Origin of the sequence: Romboutsia weinsteinii (genome assembly GCF_002250835.2) — a bacterium.
In the GTDB taxonomy this organism is placed as follows: Bacteria; Bacillota; Clostridia; order Peptostreptococcales; family Peptostreptococcaceae; genus Romboutsia_A; species Romboutsia_A weinsteinii.
In genome coordinates, this window is the sequence record NZ_NOJY02000136.1 from 1 (window position 1) to 1,579 (window position 1,579).

The window sequence follows — 1,579 nt, forward strand, 5'->3', positions numbered from 1 at the left end:
GAGCACCTGACTTTTAATCAGGGTGTCCCGCGTTCGAGTCGCGGATGGATCACCATTTTATATTTAAAAATATTGTGGCGACATAGCCAAGTGGTAAGGCAGTGGACTGCAACTCCTTGATCCCCAGTTCGAATCTGGGTGTCGCCTCCAATAAAATAATATTTGCGCCTATAGCTCAACTGGATAGAGTGTCTGACTACGAATCAGAAGGTTGGGGGTTCGAGTCCCTCTGGGCGCACCAACTCAAATGTAAGGGATTATAGCTCAGCTGGGAGAGCACCTGCCTTACAAGCAGGGGGTCACAGGTTCGAGCCCTGTTAATCCCACCAGTAACCTCTAGTGATATTCACTAGAGGTTTTATTTATATCCTAATATTTTACCATATTATGTATATGATACTTACAAACTGTCAAAGTTTATAATATATATAATATAGGAGGGGTATAATATGTCCAAGAGATTTAAAATTAATAAAGATAAAGAAAAAGAAGCAATAATTAATGATATAAAAGAAGCTCAAGCAGATATAAAGGTTGCAGAAAATTTTTTTCAGTGCGTAAGTGATCCTGAGCTAATAGATGTTGCTATATATGAATTAGAAGCAAAGAAATCTAGATATTATTATCTAATTAGAGTGGCAAAGGAGAAGGGAATTAAAAAGTCTTTAAAAGAGTCTTTAATTGATGCGATGGCTAAGTAATTTCAAGGAGATGATATTATGTACATAGTTTTAGGGAATGAAATAGTAGATAGTGAAGAAATTAAGGTTACAATAGAAGATAATAGTGATTTTAGAGTAGAGAAAGATCTTTCTAAAGGAACTAAAAGAGAAGATGTAGTGGCTTACCAATTAAGCATAGATGTAGAAACACTAAATGATTATTTAAAAGAAGACTATGATATAGATACTATGGACTCAGAAGAATTATTTGATGAATATATGACTATATCTGATGAAGCCGCTATGGAACTTGAAGAGGTTATGCCAGAAGATACTATAGCAAATGCAAGATCTTATAAATGGGATAACTCAGAAAATGCTATAAAGGTAGTAATAGCTATAGCAAATGAAGAACTAGGAGAGTTAAAACTTTCTGATATAACTAAAAGATTATTATCTCAAGTAGATTAATATATTATGGTAATTAATATATAATAGATTTAACTAAGATAGTTCTGGATATATGTTAGATTATCAGATCTATCTTAGTATATTTAATGCTGTAAACATAGGTATTTAGAGATTTTAAAATTAATTTATAAAAAATATTTAAAAAAGTATTGACGTTATAAAATATAAATGGTATATTATTACTTGTCCAAGAGATAAGGACAAACAACAAAAAACAATTTCAAAAAAAGTATTGACAAGTTAAAAATAACTTGATATACTAAAGAAGTTGTAAAACGACAAGAAAGTCGTTTGAATGAACTTTGAAAATTAAACAGTAGGTTAATTTATAGAATTTGAAACAACCAAACAAACATAAAGCCAGATATATAACAGTATCTGAGCCCATGTCAAAACTTATATTTAAGAGTTTGATCCTGGCTCAGGATGAACGCTGGCGGCGTGCC

General features: G+C 31.9%; 2 protein-coding genes and 3 tRNA genes. All 5 read left to right on the forward strand.

Features of this window, described 5'->3' with window-relative positions:
* Positions 1-76 precede the first annotated feature (76 nt).
* Positions 77-150: transfer RNA gene (locus CHL78_RS20135), tRNA-Cys, on the forward strand.
* A 14-nt stretch (positions 151-164) separates the two neighbouring features.
* Positions 165-241: transfer RNA gene (locus CHL78_RS20140), tRNA-Arg, on the forward strand.
* Between the two features lie 12 nt (positions 242-253).
* Positions 254-329, forward strand: a tRNA-Val gene (locus tag CHL78_RS20145).
* 120 nt (positions 330-449) lie between these two features.
* Positions 450-701, forward strand: coding sequence for a DUF2508 family protein (locus CHL78_RS20150; RefSeq protein WP_094368535.1), 252 nt, complete (start codon positions 450-452; stop codon positions 699-701).
* Positions 702-719: 18 nt separating this feature from the next.
* A complete protein-coding gene (locus CHL78_RS20155) occupies positions 720-1,133 on the forward strand; it encodes a hypothetical protein (RefSeq protein ID WP_094368534.1) in 414 nt (137 codons plus the stop codon).
* The last annotated feature ends 446 nt before the right edge of the window (positions 1,134-1,579 follow it).

Bases quoted from the DNA above. Each gene is read 5' to 3' on its own strand.
- CHL78_RS20150 (WP_094368535.1), top strand. From the start codon at position 450: ATGTCCAAGAGATTTAAAATTAATAAAGATAAAGAAAAAGAAGCAATA.
- CHL78_RS20155 (WP_094368534.1), top strand. From the start codon at position 720: ATGTACATAGTTTTAGGGAATGAAATAGTAGATAGTGAAGAAATTAAG.